This is a genomic window from Streptomyces sp. NPDC031049, from assembly GCF_055571015.1.
In genome coordinates, this window is sequence record NZ_JBVIGC010000004.1 from 263,756 (window position 1) to 280,408 (window position 16,653).

Consider the following 16,653-nt stretch of genomic DNA (forward strand, 5'->3'; position numbering starts at 1 on the left):
TTCAACTAGCAGTGATCATTCACCCAGGACGCCCCCTGGGCAGCGGCTCCACCTCTGCACGCAAGGGACATCTGCCACATGAACGCACTGCCACTCCTCGTGATCGGGCTCGCGATATTCGCGGCCGGCTATCTCCTGTACGCCAAATTCCTCGGCCGACGGGTCTACCGGCTGGACCCGGCGTTCCGGACCCCGGCCCACGAACTCCAGGACGGCGTGGACTACGTCCCCACCAACAAGTTCGTGCTCTGGGGCCACCACTTCACCTCGGTGGCCGGCGCCGCGCCCATCGTCGGTCCCGCGGTCGCCGTCATCTGGGGCTGGCTGCCCGCCTTCCTGTGGGTCACGCTCGGCACCGTCTTCTTCGCGGGCATGCACGACCTGGGCGCCCTGTGGGCCTCCGCGCGCAACAAGGGCCGCTCCATGGGCGCGCTGTCGAGCCGCTACATCGGCGCCCGGGGCTCGAACCTCTTCCTGGTCGTGATCTTCCTGCTGCTGCTGATGGTGATCGCGGCGTTCGCCGTGGTCATCAAGAACCTGCTGATCAGCACCCCCTCGGCGGTGATCCCCGCCTGGGGCGCGGTCCTGGTGGCGCTGCTGGTGGGCCAGGCCGTCTACCGCTGGAAGATGAGCCTCGGCCTGGTCACCGTGGTGGGTGTCGCGGCGCTCTACGGCCTGATCCTGCTCGGCGACGCGGTCCCCGTAGAGCTGCCCGACCCCTTCCTGGGCATGTCCCCGGCGACCTTCTGGATCATCGCCCTCTTCGTCTACGCGGGCATCGCGTCCCTGCTGCCGGTGTGGGTGCTGCTCCAGCCGCGTGACTACATCAACGGCGTCCAGCTCTTCGTCGGCCTCGGCATCCTGTTCGTGTCGGTGCTGGTCAGCGCCCCGGCGGTGGTGGCTCCGGCCTTCAACGACGCCGTCCCCGCAGGCACCCCCGACCTGCTGCCGCTGCTCTTCGTCACGATCGCCTGCGGCGCGATCTCCGGCTTCCACGGCATGGTCTCCTCCGGCACCAGCTCCAAGCAGCTGGACAAGGAGACCGACGCCCGCTTCGTCGGCTACTTCGGCGCGGTCGGCGAGGGCATGCTCGCGCTCGGCGCGATCATCGCGGCCACCGCCGGTTACCGCACCCTGGCCGACTGGGAGGCCGTCTACACCGCCTTCAACCAGGGAGGCGTCGCGGCGTTCGTCGAGGGCGGCGGCGCGATCGTCCACGACGGCCTCGGCCTGCCGTCCTCGCTCAGCTCCACCGTCCTGGCCACCATGGCCATCCTGTTCGCCGCCACGACCATGGACACCGGCGTGCGGCTGCTGCGCTTCGTCGTCCAGGAGGCCGGCGACGTCGTGCGGGTGAGGATCAGCAACGGCGTCGGCACCCTCATCGTGCTCGCCGTCGGCCTGGGGCTCACCTTCAGCCAGGGCGCCGGCGGCGAGGGCGGCCTGCGCATCTGGCCGCTCTTCGGCACCAGCAACCAGCTGCTGGCCTCCCTGACCCTGTCCATCGTGGCGGTCATGCTGATCCGCAAGCGGCGCAACCCGCTGCCCGCGCTGGCGCCGCTGGCGGTCGTGTTCGTCATGGCGTTCTGGGCGGCGCTCGTGCAGGTCGGCGACTTCTACGACGCCGAGGACTGGCTCCTGCTGACCATCGACGTGATCATCATCATCGCCGCGCTGTGGGTCGCCTTCGAGGCCGTGATCGCGATGCGGCGAGCGGCGAAGGAACCGCCGGAGGCGGCCGACGCCGACCTGGCGCCCCTGTCCGACCAGTCGGAGCCCGCCAGGTGACACCCCGCTGGGCCTCGTTCCGGGCCGGGCTCGAGGAGTTCTACGCCGGTCCCTACCGGCGTACCCTCGCCCGCGCCCGGCGCGAGGAGGACGACCTGTTCACGCTGGTCGTGCTGGCCGAGGCACTCGGTGTGCCCGACCCGGCGGCGTACTACACCATGGAACTCATGCCCGCTCTCTACGAGGACTTCCACGCATGGCACCGCCGGATGGGCATGGACCGCTCACCCCTGGAGCACATCGGGTGCTGCTAGACCTCCTCGCCCCGCGCACGGTGCTCTTCGTCGGCGGCAAGGGCGGCGTCGGCAAGACCTCCCTCGCCGCCGCGATCGCCCTGGGCCGGGCCCGGTCGGGCGCCCGCGTCCTGCTGGTGTCCACCGATCCGGCCCACAACCTCGGCCACCTCTGGGACCGCCCGGTGGGCGACACACCCGTACGGCTCACCGGCACCGACGGCGGGGGACACGTCGACGGGCTGGAGATCGACCCGGAGCGCACGGCCGAACGGCATCTTCAGGCGGTCGCCGCCACCATGCGGCGGCTGCTCCCCGAGCGCATGCACGCCGCCGCGACCCGTCATCTGCGGCTGGCCCGCCAGGCCCCCGGCACCCACGAGTCGGCGGTGCTGGAGCGCATCGCCGAGGCGGCGGACCTCGCCGACGAGGCCTACGACCTGGTCGTCTTCGACACCGCGCCCTCCGGGCACACGCTGCGCCTGCTCGCGCTGCCCGAACAGCTCACCGCCTGGACCGAGACCCTGCTGGCCAACCGCGACCGCTCGGAGCGGTTCGGCGCGGCGCTGCGCGGACTCGGCGGCGGCCGGGAGGCCGACCGGGACGCCGAGCTGCGCCGGATCCTGCTGCACCGACGCGACCGCTTCACCCGGCTGCGGCAGACGGTGACCGATCCCGCGCGCACCGGGTTCGTCCTGGTACTGACCGCCGAGCCGCTGCCGGTCGCCGAGACCCTGGAGGTCCACGACGCGCTCACCGGCCTCGGGGTGGGGGTGACCGCCATGGTCGCCAACCGCCGGTCCCCGGCCGACGCCGGGGACCTGCTGGCCCGGCGCCGGCGGCAGGAGGACGAGCACCTCGACCGGCTGCGGCAACGGGTCCCCGGCGTCCCGCTGTACGAGGTGCCGCTGCTGCCGGGCGACCTGGTCGGCGCGCGGGCCCTCGCCGCGCTGGCGGACCGGCTCGGGCCCACGGCCCGGACCTGACCGGCCGGACGGACGCCGCTGGGGCCGGGACCACGTAAGGTGACGTGCTCGAAGACCCGCACGGGTACACCGCATGGGTACACCGCACGGGTACACGGCACGAGTACACCGCACGAGTACGCCAGCGCGCGCGACGAGGGGAGACGCCCCACCATGCCCGGCCCCACCGGCACCGGTGCCGTCAGGCGGAGCACCCTGCGGCAGCAGATCGCCGAAGCGCTCCGCGACGAGGTGCTGGCCGGGCGGTTGCAGCCGGGCCAGGAGTTCACGGTCAAGGAGATCGCCGAACAGTACGGCGTGTCCGCGACGCCGGTACGCGAGGCCATGGTCGACCTGTCCGCGCAGGGGCTGCTCGACGCCGACCAGCACCGCGGGTTCCGGGTGCACGAGTACTCCGTCGACGACTTCCGCGGCATGGTCCAGGCCCGCGGGCTCGTCACCGACGGGATGTTCCGGGCCCTCGCCGCCGGCCACGCCTGGGCGGACGACCCCCGGACCGGTGCCGCCCTGGCGGGAGTCCGGCGGCGCGGCGAGGAGGCGCAGCGCGCCGCCACGGCCGGCGACCTCACCGTCCTCATCGGCTACGACCTGCGCTTCTGGCGTGAGCTGGCCACGCTGTTCGGCAATCCCTACCTCTGCGACTTCCTGCACCGGCTGCGGGTGCAGAGCTGGGTCTGCACCGTCCAGCACCTGCGCCGGCTCAGCGATCTGCGGGGCGTGCTGTGGTCGGGCCACACCGAGCTGGTCGACGCCCTGGCACGGCGGGACGCCGAGGGTGCCCGGAGGATCGTGCAGGCGTACAACGCCCACTCCCTGGCCCTGATCGAACGGCTCGCGGCCGACGGGTGAGCCGGCGGGCGAGCCGACGCGTGAGCCGGCGGGCCGGCGCCCGGGGTTTCGACGGGCCGTCCGGGGGTGGGGTCAGGTCGCCGAGCCTGGGTATGGGACCTGCACACGCCGCACCGACTACCCTGCCCTGACCACCGTGTTGTGTGAGGAGTCCTCCTTTGGCCTGTGACCTGTGGCTGGTACCGCTCGTCGACGTGTTGTGCCACACGCCGGAGAACCCGTTCGCCGAGGAACTCGCGCAATTCGACAAGGTGCTCGCCGAGGCCGGGCTGCCGCCGGTGCCGGTGTACCAGTACATGCCGGGACTGTCCGGCGAGGTCGCCCCGGTGGCCGGATTCGACTACGACGCGCTGCACTTCCTGCGTCGCGCCTACCTGCTCCAGGTGTGCGGCCTGGCCGTGACACCGGTGGACGAACTGGGCGGCGACTACGAGCAGTTGCTCGAGATGTTCGAGACGACGGCCCAGCAGTCACACCTGGTCTGGCACTACGACCACGCCGGCAGCTACGTCCCCGTCGACTTCGCGCACCCCCTCTCCAACGACGAACTCCTCGCCGGCGGCGGGCCGTTGGGATCGTCGCACGCGCTGCTGCGGGAGCTGGAGTTCATCGCGCCCGCCATCGGCATCGACCCGGCCAACCCCCCGGCCGCGCCGCGGCCCCCGGCGGCCCCGACCGAGCTGGAGGAGCCCGCGGTGGCGGCGCCCCACGATCCCAGCCCCTTCGCCCGGGAACGCCACGTCTGGCTGGGGCTGCACGCGGCCGCGACGCGGAGCCTGGCGCAGGGGTCGATGATCGTCTTCAGCTGACCAGCTGGGAGAGGCCCCGCTCCAGATCCTCGGCGTTCATGATCGGGCAGACCTCGACCTCGGCGTTCATCTCCATGAAGAACGTCTCCCCGGCGGGCGGCAGCTCGGAGCTGTCCTTCATGTCGAAGACCAGCAGGGCCGTCCGCCGGCCGCCGATGGCACCGAAGTAGGCGGCCTCCGGCTGGAGCCGGCCGACGACCTCCTTGATCATCCCCGGCATCTTCCCGCTGCGGATGGCCTCGTTGCCCTTCTCCGTGTCCAGGGTCGCCTTGAGCAGTACGCGCATGGCAGTCACCTTCTTCCGACGTCATCAGGCTATGCCCGACGGGCGAAGGTCGTTACTCGGGCGGGTCGGCGGGCGAGCGGGTCGGCGGGCGAGCGCGGGGCAGCGGTCGGCGGTCAGCGGTCAGCGGATCAGCGTGATTCCCGGCGGCCACAGCACCGCCTCGGCCAGCAGCAGGGACGGGCCCAGGTGCACCGGGCACACCTGGAGGGGCGGCCTTCGGTAGCGGGCGACCTCGAAGCGGACGGGGTCGCCGCAGTCGCCGGCGGTACCCTCGGGGCCGTAGGGGCCGTGGCAGGAAGCGGCATGGTCACGCTCGTCCATGGCCTCATCCCACACCGCGGGGCCGGGCGGCGCCCGGTGGAGGGGCCCGAACGGCAACACGCCCCCGCCGCCCCTACCCTCCCCACTCTCGGCTTCGCTCGAGCGGGGGGACCCCCATCGTCCCCTGGGGGCTGCCGCCCCCAGACCCCCGCTTCGGCCTGAACGGCCTCGTCCTCAATCGCCGGACGGGCTGGTATGTCAGCCCCTCCGGGGGTGCCCCCTCTGGGGGAGTTTCAGGAGCGGGGGTCCGGGGGCGGAGCCCCCCCGGGGATGGGACGGGTAGGGGCGGCGGGGGCGAGGCTCTGGGCTTACAAGGCGTCCTGGACGCCGATGCACTTGCGGTTCCGGGGGAGCCAGTCGACGGCGGGGCTCAGCGCCGCCAGGATGCCACCGACCTCCTCACGGGGCCCGGAGTAGACGAACTCCACCGCCGGGGAACGCCCGTACGTGCGCAGGACACTCACCCCGTCCCGCTTCAGCCGCTCCTCGTTCAGCACCCAGTCGACCCCGTCGACCGTCACGCACAGATTGACGTTCGGCGGCAGCTCCTCGGCACCGCAGCGCAGGACCGCCCGCTGCCCGCCCCAGGAGGCGACCCCGTCCCCCAGCGCCCAGTCGCGCGAGGCGCCGGGCACGTCGTCCGGGAGACGGGAGATCACCTTCTCGCACTTCGGGTCGTCCGCGTGGGGAGCGGCGGCGACCCGGTGGCCGTCCACGAACAGGAACCCTCCTGCCAGGACGGCCACCACCAGAGCCAGCGCCCCCCACACCCACCACCGGGCGGGTTTCGCGATCCGCATCCGCATCGGCATCCGCGTCGGCATCGGCATGTCCGGCACGGCCTACAGGAACGAGTTGATCTGGATCGTCTCGTCCCGGCCCGGACCCACGCCGATCGCGGAGATCGGGGCGCCGGACATCTCCTCCAGGGCCTTGACGTACGCCTGCGCGTTCTTCGGCAGGTCGGAGAAGGACTTCGCCTTGCTGATGTCCTCCGACCAGCCCGGCAGCATCTCGTAGACCGGCTTGGCGTGGTGGAAGTCCGTCTGCGAGTACGGCAGCTCCTCCACGCGCTTGCCGTCGATCTCGTAGGCGACGCAGACCGGGATCTGCTCCCAGCCGGTGAGGACGTCGAGCTTGGTCAGGAAGAAGTCCGTCAGACCGTTCACCCGGGTCGCGTAGCGGGCGATCACCGCGTCGAACCAGCCGCAGCGGCGGTCGCGGCCGGTCGTCACGCCCCGCTCGCCGCCGATCCGGCGCAGCGCCTCGCCGTCCTCGTCGAACAGCTCGGTCGGGAACGGGCCGGCACCGACCCGGGTCGTGTACGCCTTGAGGATGCCGATGACGCGGCTGATCCGGGTCGGGCCGACGCCCGCGCCGGTGCAGGCGCCGCCCGCGGTCGGGTTGGAGGAGGTCACGAAGGGGTACGTGCCGTGGTCGATGTCCAGCAGCGTGCCCTGGCCGCCCTCGAAGAGGACGACCTTGTCGTCGTCCAGGGCCTGGTTCAGCACCAGCACCGTGTCGGCGACGTACGGCTCGATCTTCTCGGCGTAGCCCAGCAGCTCCTCGACCACCTGGCTCACGGCGATCGCGCGCCGGTTGTAGAGCTTGGTGAGCACCTGGTTCTTGATGTCGAGCGCCGCCTCGACCTTCTGGGTCAGGATCGACTCGTCGTACAGGTCCTGGACCCGGATGCCGACGCGGTTGATCTTGTCGGCGTAGGTCGGGCCGATGCCGCGCCCGGTGGTGCCGATCTTGCGCTTGCCGAGAAAGCGTTCCGTCACCTTGTCGACGGTGACGTTGTACGGCGTGATGATGTGAGCGTTGCCGCTGATCAGGAGCTTGGACGTGTCGACGCCGCGCTCGTTCAGCCCGCTCAGCTCGGAGAGCAGGACCGACGGGTCGACGACGACGCCGTTGCCGATGACCGGCGTGCAGCCGGGGGACAGGATTCCGGAAGGGAGCAGGTGGAGGGCGTACTTCTGGTCGCCCACGACCACCGTGTGGCCGGCGTTGTTGCCGCCCTGGTAACGCACCACGTAGTCGACGGATCCGCCGAGCAGGTCCGTCGCCTTTCCCTTGCCTTCGTCACCCCACTGAGCACCGAGCAGCACAAGTGCGGGCACGCGCGTACACCCCTTCCGGGCGGGGCATGTCCATGGTCGAGGGCGCACGCGGAGGTTTTCAGCCGTGTGCACCGCGACCGTCGTTGGCCGCCAACCGTCGGACCGGATGCCCCGGAATAGACGAAGCCCCTGGCGCAATAGCGCAAGGGGCTCTTGCACAAAGATGCTACCCGAGGAAGCGAGGCATGACCGAGGTGGCGACTTCCGCGAGGTCCGATCAGCTGCTGGTGGTCATCGACCCGGTCGCCCGTCGGGCGGACGGCGAGTCCGTCCGGATCGCGAAAGACGTGCTCAGCGCGGGTGCGGCGAGTACGAAACTGTGTCTGCCGGACGGCCCGGAGGAGTTCGCCCGGGCCCTGGTGCGGCGGGGCTCGCGGCGGCCGGTGGTGATCGGCGACGACCGGGCGCTGCTGCGGGCCGTGTCCCTGCTGCACCGGCGGCGCGAGCTGGCGGGGTGCGCGCTGTCGGTGGTGCCGGTGGGACCGGTGCTGGGCCTGTCCCGGTCGCTGGGGCTGCCCACGGACGCGGTGGCGGCGGCACGGACGGTGCTGGACGGGGCGGAGCGGCGGCTGGACCTGCTCGTCGACGACAGCGACGGGGTGGTGGTGGGGGCGGTGGGGATCCCGCCGGTGGGGACGCCCGCGGCTGCGGCCGGGCCGGCGGGCGGTCCCGGGGGCCCTGCGGGGGACGGGCGGTGGGGCGGCTCGGGCTGCGGCGCGGGCGGCGGCGCGGGCGGCGGCGCGGAGGGGGGTGCCGGGGGCGGTACGGGGGGTGGCGCCGCGGCCGGGGCAGGCTGGCTGCGGACGTGCCAGTCGCTGGTGCGGACCCTGGCGGCCACCCGTCCGGCGCGGGGCGCGTCCGGTTTCGGGGGCGGTCCGGCGCGGCTGCGGGTGGAGGTCGACGGGGCCACGCTGGTCGACCTCGACCAGCCCGTCGAGGGCGTGTCGGTGGCGCCGGGCGCCGCCGGGGTGGCCGAGGTGGAGGTGCGGCCCTCGTCGGTGGGTGCGGAGGCGACCCCGCTGACGGCCACGGGCCGGACGGTGACCGTGTCCGGCGCCCACTTCCGCTACCGGGCCGACGCGGTGGAGTCGGGACCGGTACGGACCCGGACGTGGGTGGTGCGGGAGGGGGCCTGGGGGCTGACGGTGCCGCGGGAGCCGTGAGCACGTCCCCGGGCGGCCTGGCCCTGAGCCGGCCGGCCCGGCGTCGACGACCCGGTGTCGGCCCGCGTCGGGCGGCCCGGCGTCGGACGGCCCGGCATCGGACGGCCCGGCGTCGGACGGGTCAGGGCCGGTCCCGGCCGAAGGTCCGGGCGTGGTGGGCGCGCCAGCGTTCCATCATGCCGGCGAGTTCCCGTTCGAGGAACTCGAAGAAGGCGAGGGTCTCGGCGAGGCGACCGCCCGCCGGAGTGTCCTCGCCGAGGCTGCGGACGCCGTCGCGCAGCGCGTCCTCCCAGCGCTTGATCACCACCTCGCGGTTGGTGAGGGCCTCGTACCACTGGTCGGCGTGCACCCGGTACCGCTCGCGGCGGGAGCCGGGCTCCCGTTCGCGGGAGACCATGTGGACGTGGGACAGGTAGCGCACCGCGCCCGACACCGCGGCCGGGGAGATCTTCAGCCGCTCACCCAGTTCCGCCGAGGTCAGGGCACCGGAGTCGGAGGACAGCAGCGCGGCGAAGACCCGGGCCGGCATCCGGGGCAGCCCCGCCTCCACCAGCTGGGCGGCGAAGTGCTCCACGAACCGGGAGACGGCCTCCGGGTCCCGCTCCGGCGCCTTGGGTTCCGTCATCCCCGGATCATCTCCCCTGCTCGTCGACCGTTCCCGAGTCTACCCGGGCATTTATACGCTTCCTTAACTTCACAAATTTGTGAAGCGAGCGTACGTTCTGAACCATGACGAAGGCCATCACCGTCTCCGGACTCCACAAGTCCTTCGGACGGACACACGCGCTGGACGGGCTGGACCTGGACGTCGAGTCCGGTGAGGTCCACGGCTTCCTCGGGCCCAACGGCGCCGGGAAGTCGACCACCATCCGCATCCTGCTCGGCCTGCTGCGCGCCGACTCGGGCGCCGCCCAGGTGCTGGGCCGGGACCCCTGGACGGACGCTGTCGACCTGCACCGCCGCCTCGCCTACGTCCCCGGCGACGTCGAGCTGTGGCCGAACCTCACCGGCGGTGAGGCCATCGACCTGCTCGCCCGGCTGCGCGGCGGCCTGAACAAGCAGCGACGGTCCGAGCTGATCGAACGGTTCGGACTCGACCCGACGAAGAAGGGCCGTGCCTACTCCAAGGGCAACCGGCAGAAGGTCGCCATCGTCGCCGCGCTCGCCTCCGACGCCGAACTGCTGCTCCTCGACGAGCCCACCGCGGGCCTGGACCCGCTCATGGAGGTCGTCTTCCAGGACGTCATCACCGAGGCGAAGGCCGCCGGCCGGACCGTCCTGCTCTCCAGCCACATCCTGGCCCAGGTGGAGAAGCTCGCCGACCGGGTGAGCATCATCCGGCTCGGCCGGATCGTCCAGTCCGGCACGCTCGGCGAACTGCGGCACCTGACCCGCACCACCATCGAGGCGGAGACCGAGCGCCCCGCCACCGGCCTGGACGCCCTGCCCGGCGTCCACGACCTGCGGGCCACCGACGGACGGGTCCGCTTCGCCGTGGACGGCGCCGAGGTCGACGGCGCGGTCCGCAAGCTCACCGAGTTCGGCATCCGCAGCCTCGTCAGCCACCCGCCGACGCTGGAGGAGCTGATGCTCCGCCACTACGACGACGCCCTGCCCGCCGCCGACCGCGACGGCACGGCCGGGACACGGGGAGCCGTGCGATGACCAGCACGACGACCGCGGGCACCCGGGCCCCGGCGCGCGAGACCACCGGGTCGGCCGCCCTGGCCGGCACCGGCACCCTGATCCGCTTCGCCCTGCGCCGCGACCGGATCCGGCTCACGGTGTGGATCCTGGCCCTGCTGCTGGGCACCCTGTCCACGGCCAACAGCTACCGGGAGCTGTACGGCGACCCCGAGGACCGGGCCAACGCCGTCGAGACCATGGGCAGCCCGGCGGGCCTGGCCATGTCGGGCCCCCGCCACTACCTCGACGACTACGGCTTCGGCGCCATGCTCGGCCACCAGATGCTCGGCTTCATGGCCGTGCTCGTCGGCCTGATGAGCGTCCTGATCGTCACCCGGCACACCCGCGCCGAGGAGGAGACCGGCCGCGCCGAGCTGGTGCGCTCCACGGTCGTGGGGCGGCACGCGCACCTCGCCGCCGCCCTGTCGGTCGCCGCCCTGGCCAACCTGGTCCTCGCCGTGCTGCTGGGCCTCGGCCTGAGCGGCATGGGCCTCGAAGGCGTCGGCACGGCCGGCTCGCTGCTGTACGGCGCCTGCCACGCCGCCGCCGGTCTCGTCTTCGCCGCCGTCGCCGCCGTCACCGTCCAGCTCACCGCGCACACGCGCGGCGCCTCCGGGACCGCCCTCGCCGTCATCGGCGTCGCCTACGTCCTGCGCGCCGCCGGGGACAGCGGCGAGAGCGCCGCCCTGTCCTGGCTCTCCCCCATCGGCTGGGTGCAGCGCACCTACGTCTACGTCGACGACGCCTGGTGGCCGCTGCTGCTGTGCCTCGTCCTCGCCGTGGCCTGCGCGGCGGCCGGGTTCGTGCTCTCCACCCGGCGGGACGTGGGCGCGGGCCTGCGCCCGGAGAAGCTCGGCAGCCCGCACGCCTCCGAGGCGCTCGGCACCCCGCTCGGCTTCGCGCTGCGGCTGCACCGCGGGATGCTCGCCGGCTTCGCCGCGGGCCTGTTCCTGATGGGCGCGATGTACGGGTCGATCCTCGGCCAGGCCGAGGACATGCTCAAGGACATCGACCAGCTCCAGGAGGCCCTGGAGCGCCTGGGCGGCTCCAGCATGGCCGAGTCCTTCGCCTCCATGGTGATGGTGGTCATCACGGTCGTCGCCGCGGTGTACGTGGTGATGGCGGCGCTGCGACCGCGCGCCGAGGAGACCGCCGGGCGCGCCGAACCACTGCTCGCCACCGGACTGTCCCGCGACCGCTGGGCCGGCAGCCACCTGGCGGTGGCCATGGGCTGCGGCACGCTCGTCCTGGTGCTGGCCGGCCTCGGCTTCGGCATCGCGGGCGCCGCCTCGACCGGAGACGGCGGGCTGGTGGCCCGGCTGGTGGGGGCGGCCGTCGCCTACGCACCGGCGCTGTGGGTCACGGTCGGGGTGGCGGCGGTGCTGTTCGGCTGGTTCCCGCGGGCGAGCGCGGCGGCCTGGATCGTGCCGGTGTACGCCTTCGTCGTCGGCTACCTCGGCCAGATCCTCCAGTTCCCCGGCTGGATGAACAACCTCTCCCCGTTCGGCCACGTGCCCCGGCTCCCGGCCGCGGACATGAACTGGACCCCGCTGCTGGTGCTGACGCTGATCGCGGCCGGGCTGGTGTGGCTGGGACTGGCGGGGTTCCGGCGCCGGGACCTGGAGACGAAGTAGCGCCCGCCCCGCACCGGGACGGCCGGCCCCGTCAGACCTCCACGGGCAGCCCCTTCAGTCCCCGGATGACGAAGTTGGGCTTGCGCTCCGGCTCCGCGGCGAGCCGGAGCGCGGGCGCCCGCCGCAGCAGGGCGGTCATGGACGCGGCCAGCTCGATACGGGCCAGGGGCGCGCCGATGCAGTAGTGGATGCCGGCGCTGAAGGAGATGTGCGGATTGTCGGCGCGGGCCAGGTCGAGCCGCTCCGGGTCGGCGAAGACGGCCGGGTCGTGGTTGGCGGAGCCGAACAGCATCGCCACCTCCGCGCCCCTCGGGATCGTCGTCCCGTCGATCTCGATGTCGTCCAGCACCCACCGTTCGAAGAGCTGGAGCGGGGTGTCGTACCGCATCAGCTCCTCCACCGCGGAGGGGACCAGACAGTGGTCGGCGCGCAGGGCGGCCAGCTGGTCCGGGTTGCGGAACAGCGCCCACCAGCCGTTGACCGTCGCGTTCACCGTGGCCTCGTGACCGGCGTTGAGCAGCAGGACGCAGGTCGAGATCATCTCCTGCTCGGTGAGGCGGTCGCCCTCGTCGTGGGCGGCGATCAGGCCGGAGACCAGGTCGTCGCCGGGGTCCTTGCGGCGTTCGGCGATCAGCCCGCGCAGGTACTCGGAGAACTCGAGCGACGCCCGCACCGCCTTCGCGGCCGTGGTCTCGGACGGGTTCAGCTCGTACATCCCGCAGATGTCGGCCGACCAGGGCCGCAGCGGGGCCCGGTCGGACTCCGGGATGCCCAGCATCTCGGCGATCACCGCGACCGGGAGTGGTTCGGCGACGTCGGTCAGCAGGTCGCCGCCGCCCTCCGCGACCAGCCGGTCCACCAGGTCGTCGGCCAGCCCCCGCACATACGGCTTGAGCCGCTCCACGGTGCGCGGTGTGAACGCCTTCGACACCAGGCGCCGGATCCGGGTGTGGTCCGGCGGCTCCAGGTCGAGCATGCCGTGGTCGTTGAGCGTGTGGAACGGCTCGTGCTCCGGCGGGGGCGGCGTCCGGCCGAACTCCTCGTGCGAGAAGCGGTGCTGATAGGTGCGGCCCAGCCGGCGGTCCCGCAGCAGCGCCGACACGTCCGCGTGGTGCGGCACCAGCCACTGGTCGCTCGCCTCGAAGTAGTGCACCCGCCCCCGGGCGCGCAGCTCGGCGTAGGCCGGGTACGGGTCGGCGACGAAGGCGGGGTCCCAGGGGTCGAAGGCTGCCATGGACGGACGCTAGCGCGACGTCGCCGGGCCGGACCAGTGGTCGTGGACGAGGGCTTCCACGAATGCGGCGTCACCAGGCGGGCCTAGTAGCCACTCGTTCCGCACTTCACGTCCACCGGGCGACGGCGAGGACGAGCGACGCGGCCGCCAGGGCGAGGTAGCCGCCAGGGCCCGCGATGTTGTGGTGGACGCGCGCACGGACGTGTACGGCGATCGCCCCGACGAAGAACACCACGAGTCCCGCCGCGGCGGCGACGCCGATGACCGTGGCGCCCATGAGCCCGAGCAGGAGACCGGCGGCTCCCGCGGCCTTGAGCGCGCCGAGCCACGGGAGCCAGCTCTGCGGGACACCGACCTCGCCCGAGTTGGCGACGACGAACTCGGCCCGCATGAAGTCCGCGACGGCGATCGCGGCGTTGGCCAGGATGGTGATGACGGTGATGACCATGTAAGCGGTGGACATGGGCCTCGCCTTTCAGCCGGGCGCGTCGTGAGGTCGGCGAGCCCCGCGTGCTCACCGCGACCAGCCTCTCCAAGCCCCGGAACCACGTCCAATACCTGCGTCTATAACCTGGCGGCATGGACGTGGACACCCGGCTGCTGCGCTGCTTCGTCGCCGTGGCGGAGGAAGGGACTCTCACCCGGGCCGCCGAGCGGCTGTTCGTGTCCCAGCCGGCGCTGACCAAGCAGATCAGGCAACTGGAGGACCGGTTGGGGATGCGGCTGTTCACCCGGTCCCGCACCGGCATGGCCCTCACCGCACCGGGCCGGGCGCTGCGAGAGCGGGTGCCCGCCCTGCTGGCCGAGTGGGACCAGGTGCTGCGGGAGACCAGGAGCGCGGCCGACCGGGCGGCCCGCGTGCTGCGGGTCGGCTTTCTGGGCAGTGCCGCCAATGAGGCGACTCCGCGCATCATCGCGGAGTTCGCCCGACGCCGGCCGGGCTGGCGGGTGGACATGCGGCAGGCCGCCTGGTCGCAGCCGGGCGCCGGACTGGCCGACGGGGACGTCGACGTCGCCCTGCTGCGGCTGCCCTTCCCGGGTCAGGACGCCGTGCGGACGGCGGTGCTGTTCACCGAACCCCGCTGGGTCGCCCTCGCCTCCGGTCATCCCTTCGCCGCGCGCGAAGTGATCCCCTTCCGTGATCTGTGGGACGAGCCCTTCGTGGCCGCCCCGCCCGAAACCGGCTGGTGGCGCGAGTACTGGCTGGCCGCCGACGGACGCGACGGCCGTCCGGTCCGCATCGGCGCCGTCGCCGACCAGCCGGACGACTGGCTCAGCGCAATCGCCAACGGTTACGGCGTGGCCCTGGCCCCCGCGTCCGCCGCCCGCTTCTACGCCCGCCCCGGCATCACCTACCGCCCCGTCAGCGGTGTCAGCCCCAGTCAGGTCGGCGTCGCCTGGCGGCACTCCGGCGACACCGATCCCGTCGTTCAGGACTTCGTCCGCTGCTGCCTGGACACCGGACCCACCCCGGCCTGAGGAGACGGCGGGCGGTCAGCGCGGGGTCACCAGGCGGGCCTCGTAGGCGAAGACCGCCGCCTGGGTGCGGTCTCTCAGGCCCAGCTTCACCAGGACCCGGCTCACATGGGTCTTGATGGTCGACTCGGCCACCACCAGGCGCTCGGCGATCTCCGCGTTCGACAGGCCCTGCGCGATCAGCACCAACACCTCCGTCTCCCGCTCCGTCAGATCGCCGTACGCCGCGTGCGCCGAGGGCATCAGCCGAGGCGGTTCGGACATCTTGGAGAACTCGGTGATCAGCCGCCGGGTGACGGACGGGGCCAGCAAGGCCTCTCCGGAGGCCACCACCCGGACGCCGTCGGCGAGCTGGCGGGCGGAGGCGTCCTTGAGGAGGAAGCCCGACGCGCCCGCGCGCAGCGCCTGGTACACGTACTCGTCGAGGTCGAAGGTGGTGAGCACCAGCACCTTCGCCGCGCCGTCCAGCGCGACGATCTCCCGGGTCGCCTCGATGCCGTTCAGCTCCGGCATGCGGATGTCCATCAGGACCACGTCCGGGGCCAGCTCGCGGACCTTCGTCACCGCCTCCCGGCCGTTGACCGCCTCGCCGACGACCTCGATGTCCGGCATCGCGTTCAGCAGGACCGAGAAACCCTCGCGCACCATCATCTGGTCGTCGGCGACCAGCACCCGGATGGTCATGCCTCACCTTCGCCGGGAGCCGCCGTGACCGGCAGGAACACCGCCACCTCGTAGCCTCCCTCGTCCGTCGGGCCGGTCGTCATCTCGCCGTTCAGCATCGTCACCCGCTCCCGCATGCCCGTGATGCCGTGCCCGGCGCCCGGGGAGGGCTTGACCAGGGACGGCTCGGGCATCGGGCCGTTGACGACGCGCAGGCCCAGGCCGCCGAGGACGTAGGAGATCTCGACGCGGGCGCTCGCGCCGGGGGCGTGCCGCAGGGTGTTGCTCAGCGCCTCCTGCACGATCCGGTACGCCGACAGCTCCACGCCCGGCGGCAGCTCGCGCACCGCGCCGGTCACCGCCTTCTCCACGGTCAGGCCCGCGCCGCGCACGTTGGCCAGCAGGGCGTCCAGGTCCGCGAGGGTGGGCTGGGGGGCGTCCGGGGCCTCGTAGTCCTCGGCGCGGACCACGCCGAGGACACGGCGCAGCTCGGTCAGGGCCGCCACCGCGTTCTCCCGGATGGTGACGAAGGCCCGCTCCAGCTCCTCCGGCGGGTTCTCCACCCGGTACGGCGCGGCCTCGGCCTGGATGGCGACCACCGACATGTGGTGCGCGACCACGTCGTGCAGTTCACGGGCGATGGTCGTGCGCTCCTCCAGCAGCGTGCGCCGGGACCGCTCGTGCTCGGTGACCGTCTGCTGCGCGGTGACCTCCTGCCGGGCGTCGCGCCGGATGTGCCAGACGGCGATCACGAGCAGGGCGAGAGCGGAGAGGACCAGCATCGGCGCGGAGTTCGTGTAGTACTGCCCGCTGCTGGTCTCCGCAAGGAAGCCGTAGAACGCGGTCAGGGCCCACATCCACGCCGCGGTGCGGGGCCGGGTGCGTATCGCCACGATCACCAGCACCGACAGGTGGCAGATGAACGCGCCGGGCGGCCACGGCCAGTCGCCCCCGCCCCAACTGCTGTCGAGCATGGCCATCACGGGCGTCGCCGCCATGGACATCCAGAACGCACCCACCGGCCGGACCAGCGTGGCCAGCACCGGCACCGCGCACACCAGCCCGGCCAGCAGGGCCAGCGGCCCGTCGATGAAACCGGTCGCACCGGTACCGCCCCACAGTGCCAGCAGCGCCAGTACGGCCACCGTCGCGTGCGGGACACGGCCCGCGTACGCCCGCGACCGGCCGCGCAGCCGGCGGGTCAGCGGGCCGTCGGTCGCCATCGGCGGCAGCGGGCGGTAGGCGAAGGCGTCGTGGAACAGGTCCTGGCGCAGTCCCTGAAGGGCGTCCAGGGCCAGCCGGTACTCGGGGCTGCGCGGAGCGCCCCCGTCGCCCGGGGGCGTGGTCCGCGTCTGGGTCGTCTCGGTCACGTTCGCCACCGTAGGCCGAGGCGGGGCCC

Annotated in this window: 18 protein-coding genes; 9 read left to right on the plus strand and 9 right to left on the minus strand. The window is 72.8% G+C overall.

Translation table 11 applies throughout. The annotated features are described in order from the left end of the window. Positions 1-78 precede the first annotated feature (78 nt). The 5 genes from ACZ45Q_RS08900 (at position 79) to ACZ45Q_RS08920 (ending at position 4,665) form a co-directional block, all read left to right on the plus strand. A complete protein-coding gene (locus ACZ45Q_RS08900; RefSeq protein WP_468257014.1) occupies positions 79-1,788 on the plus strand; it encodes a carbon starvation CstA family protein in 1,710 nt (569 codons plus the stop codon). Next, positions 1,785-2,042, plus strand: a complete 258-nt coding sequence (locus ACZ45Q_RS08905; RefSeq protein WP_468257016.1) for a cory-CC-star protein — start codon at positions 1,785-1,787, stop codon at positions 2,040-2,042. The genes ACZ45Q_RS08900 and ACZ45Q_RS08905 overlap by 4 nt, the downstream gene beginning before the upstream one ends. Beyond that, positions 2,033-3,007, plus strand: coding sequence for an ArsA family ATPase (locus tag ACZ45Q_RS08910; RefSeq protein WP_468257018.1), 975 nt, complete (start codon positions 2,033-2,035; stop codon positions 3,005-3,007). The genes ACZ45Q_RS08905 and ACZ45Q_RS08910 overlap by 10 nt, the downstream gene beginning before the upstream one ends. Positions 3,008-3,160: 153 nt before the next feature. After that, a complete protein-coding gene (locus ACZ45Q_RS08915; RefSeq protein WP_468257021.1) occupies positions 3,161-3,856 on the plus strand; it encodes a GntR family transcriptional regulator in 696 nt (231 codons plus the stop codon). A 158-nt stretch (positions 3,857-4,014) separates the two neighbouring features. Then, positions 4,015-4,665, plus strand: a complete 651-nt coding sequence (locus ACZ45Q_RS08920; RefSeq protein WP_468257023.1) for a hypothetical protein — start codon at positions 4,015-4,017, stop codon at positions 4,663-4,665. Here ACZ45Q_RS08920 and ACZ45Q_RS08925 read toward each other — a convergent pair. The 4 genes from ACZ45Q_RS08925 to ACZ45Q_RS08940 all read right to left on the minus strand — a co-directional run bounded on the left by ACZ45Q_RS08925 (position 4,658) and on the right by ACZ45Q_RS08940 (position 7,398). Next, a complete protein-coding gene (locus ACZ45Q_RS08925; protein ID WP_468257026.1) occupies positions 4,658-4,951 on the minus strand; it encodes a hypothetical protein in 294 nt (97 codons plus the stop codon). The two genes, ACZ45Q_RS08920 and ACZ45Q_RS08925, sit on opposite strands and share 8 nt — an antisense overlap. 120 nt (positions 4,952-5,071) lie before the next feature. Then, complete coding sequence (locus ACZ45Q_RS08930; RefSeq protein ID WP_468257029.1) at positions 5,072-5,272, minus strand: hypothetical protein; 201 nt, start codon at positions 5,270-5,272, stop codon at positions 5,072-5,074. A gap of 308 nt (positions 5,273-5,580) precedes the next feature. Beyond that, positions 5,581-6,102, minus strand: coding sequence for a DUF3515 family protein (locus tag ACZ45Q_RS08935; RefSeq protein ID WP_468257032.1), 522 nt, complete (start codon positions 6,100-6,102; stop codon positions 5,581-5,583). Between the two features lie 12 nt (positions 6,103-6,114). Next, positions 6,115-7,398, minus strand: a complete 1,284-nt coding sequence (locus tag ACZ45Q_RS08940) for an adenylosuccinate synthase (RefSeq protein ID WP_468257035.1) — start codon at positions 7,396-7,398, stop codon at positions 6,115-6,117. 185 nt (positions 7,399-7,583) lie between these two features. On the opposite strand from ACZ45Q_RS08940, the gene ACZ45Q_RS08945 reads away from it, so the two are divergent. Beyond that, positions 7,584-8,561 carry a diacylglycerol kinase family protein gene (locus ACZ45Q_RS08945; protein ID WP_468257038.1) on the plus strand — a complete coding sequence of 326 codons (978 nt, stop codon included), beginning with the start codon at positions 7,584-7,586 and terminating at the stop codon, positions 8,559-8,561. 121 nt (positions 8,562-8,682) lie between these two features. Here the strand turns inward: ACZ45Q_RS08945 and ACZ45Q_RS08950 are convergent, their stop codons facing one another. After that, a complete protein-coding gene (locus tag ACZ45Q_RS08950) occupies positions 8,683-9,186 on the minus strand; it encodes a GbsR/MarR family transcriptional regulator (protein WP_468257041.1) in 504 nt (167 codons plus the stop codon). A gap of 104 nt (positions 9,187-9,290) precedes the next feature. On the opposite strand from ACZ45Q_RS08950, the gene ACZ45Q_RS08955 reads away from it, so the two are divergent. Beyond that, positions 9,291-10,226, plus strand: coding sequence for an ABC transporter ATP-binding protein (locus ACZ45Q_RS08955; protein ID WP_468257044.1), 936 nt, complete (start codon positions 9,291-9,293; stop codon positions 10,224-10,226). Further along, a complete protein-coding gene (locus tag ACZ45Q_RS08960; RefSeq protein WP_468257047.1) occupies positions 10,223-11,881 on the plus strand; it encodes an ABC transporter permease in 1,659 nt (552 codons plus the stop codon). Before ACZ45Q_RS08955 ends, ACZ45Q_RS08960 begins: the two co-directional genes overlap by 4 nt. Positions 11,882-11,912: 31 nt before the next feature. Here the strand turns inward: ACZ45Q_RS08960 and ACZ45Q_RS08965 are convergent, their stop codons facing one another. Continuing rightward, complete coding sequence (locus ACZ45Q_RS08965; protein WP_468257050.1) at positions 11,913-13,115, minus strand: cytochrome P450; 1,203 nt, start codon at positions 13,113-13,115, stop codon at positions 11,913-11,915. Positions 13,116-13,221: 106 nt separating this feature from the next. Continuing rightward, positions 13,222-13,578: a DoxX family protein gene (locus ACZ45Q_RS08970; protein ID WP_468257053.1), complete on the minus strand. Its 357-nt coding sequence runs from the start codon at positions 13,576-13,578 to the stop codon at positions 13,222-13,224. Positions 13,579-13,694: 116 nt separating this feature from the next. Between ACZ45Q_RS08970 and ACZ45Q_RS08975 the strand changes: the two genes are divergently transcribed. Then, the gene (locus tag ACZ45Q_RS08975) at positions 13,695-14,594 is read left to right on the plus strand and encodes a LysR family transcriptional regulator (RefSeq protein ID WP_468257055.1); all 900 of its coding nucleotides are present in this window, start codon (positions 13,695-13,697) and stop codon (positions 14,592-14,594) included. A gap of 15 nt (positions 14,595-14,609) precedes the next feature. Here ACZ45Q_RS08975 and ACZ45Q_RS08980 read toward each other — a convergent pair whose 3' ends face one another. Both ACZ45Q_RS08980 and ACZ45Q_RS08985 read right to left on the minus strand, forming a co-directional pair. Further along, entirely contained in the window at positions 14,610-15,275 is a 666-nt protein-coding gene (locus tag ACZ45Q_RS08980) for a response regulator (RefSeq protein ID WP_468257058.1), read from the minus strand. After that, complete coding sequence (locus tag ACZ45Q_RS08985) at positions 15,272-16,624, minus strand: sensor histidine kinase (protein ID WP_468257061.1); 1,353 nt, start codon at positions 16,622-16,624, stop codon at positions 15,272-15,274. Before ACZ45Q_RS08985 ends, ACZ45Q_RS08980 begins: the two co-directional genes overlap by 4 nt. Between the last annotated feature and the right edge of the window lie 29 nt (positions 16,625-16,653).

Bases quoted from the DNA above. Each gene is read 5' to 3' on its own strand.
- ACZ45Q_RS08930 (WP_468257029.1), bottom strand. From the start codon at position 5,272: ATGGACGAGCGTGACCATGCCGCTTCCTGCCACGGCCCCTACGGCCCC.
- ACZ45Q_RS08915 (WP_468257021.1), top strand. From the start codon at position 3,161: ATGCCCGGCCCCACCGGCACCGGTGCCGTCAGGCGGAGCACCCTGCGG.
- ACZ45Q_RS08975 (WP_468257055.1), top strand. From the start codon at position 13,695: ATGGACGTGGACACCCGGCTGCTGCGCTGCTTCGTCGCCGTGGCGGAG.
- ACZ45Q_RS08955 (WP_468257044.1), top strand. From the start codon at position 9,291: ATGACGAAGGCCATCACCGTCTCCGGACTCCACAAGTCCTTCGGACGG.
- ACZ45Q_RS08925 (WP_468257026.1), bottom strand. From the start codon at position 4,951: ATGCGCGTACTGCTCAAGGCGACCCTGGACACGGAGAAGGGCAACGAG.
- ACZ45Q_RS08965 (WP_468257050.1), bottom strand. From the start codon at position 13,115: ATGGCAGCCTTCGACCCCTGGGACCCCGCCTTCGTCGCCGACCCGTAC.
- ACZ45Q_RS08960 (WP_468257047.1), top strand. From the start codon at position 10,223: ATGACCAGCACGACGACCGCGGGCACCCGGGCCCCGGCGCGCGAGACC.
- ACZ45Q_RS08945 (WP_468257038.1), top strand. From the start codon at position 7,584: ATGACCGAGGTGGCGACTTCCGCGAGGTCCGATCAGCTGCTGGTGGTC.
- ACZ45Q_RS08950 (WP_468257041.1), bottom strand. From the start codon at position 9,186: ATGACGGAACCCAAGGCGCCGGAGCGGGACCCGGAGGCCGTCTCCCGG.
- ACZ45Q_RS08900 (WP_468257014.1), top strand. From the start codon at position 79: ATGAACGCACTGCCACTCCTCGTGATCGGGCTCGCGATATTCGCGGCC.
- ACZ45Q_RS08970 (WP_468257053.1), bottom strand. From the start codon at position 13,578: ATGTCCACCGCTTACATGGTCATCACCGTCATCACCATCCTGGCCAAC.
- ACZ45Q_RS08935 (WP_468257032.1), bottom strand. From the start codon at position 6,102: ATGCCGATGCCGACGCGGATGCCGATGCGGATGCGGATCGCGAAACCC.
- ACZ45Q_RS08980 (WP_468257058.1), bottom strand. From the start codon at position 15,275: ATGACCATCCGGGTGCTGGTCGCCGACGACCAGATGATGGTGCGCGAG.